The organism is Serratia sp. Ser99 (assembly GCF_024519545.1).
GTDB lineage: Bacteria > Pseudomonadota > Gammaproteobacteria > Enterobacterales > Enterobacteriaceae > Serratia > Serratia liquefaciens.
This window is the reverse complement of the sequence record NZ_JALJRT010000034.1, coordinates 1-387: the sequence shown is the minus strand read 5'-3', so window position 1 is coordinate 387 and position 387 is coordinate 1. Positions and strand designations below refer to the sequence as shown.

The following is a 387-nucleotide window of genomic DNA, read 5'->3' as shown; positions in this document are numbered from 1 at the left end:
AAGTTTCAGCTGTCATGTTTCAATTTTCAGCTTGTTCCAGATTGTTAAAGAGCAAAATACTTCGCAGCATACTGTTGCCAGTACACTCTGAAGTATTGAAATACAGGACTATATGGTGGAGCTAAGCGGGATCGAACCGCTGACCTCCTGCGTGCAAGGCAGGCGCTCTCCCAGCTGAGCTATAGCCCCATACAGTCACGTGCAGTACCTTTTCCACTTCAAGAAGTGGTAGGCCTGAGTGGACTTGAACCACCGACCTCACCCTTATCAGGGGTGCGCTCTAACCACCTGAGCTACAAGCCTATAAAGGTATTTCTGCTCGTTACTTTTTCATCAGACAATCTGTGTGAGCACTTCACGCGAATCAATATCATTAGGTAAGGAGGT

Annotated in this window: 2 tRNA genes; both read right to left on the bottom strand. The window is 47.0% G+C overall.

Annotated elements, in window-relative coordinates:
* Positions 1–113 precede the first annotated feature (113 nt).
* A tRNA-Ala gene (locus tag NR114_RS24215) sits at positions 114–189 on the bottom strand.
* Between the two features lie 37 nt (positions 190–226).
* Positions 227–303 (bottom strand) — tRNA-Ile (locus NR114_RS24210).
* Between the last annotated feature and the right edge of the window lie 84 nt (positions 304–387).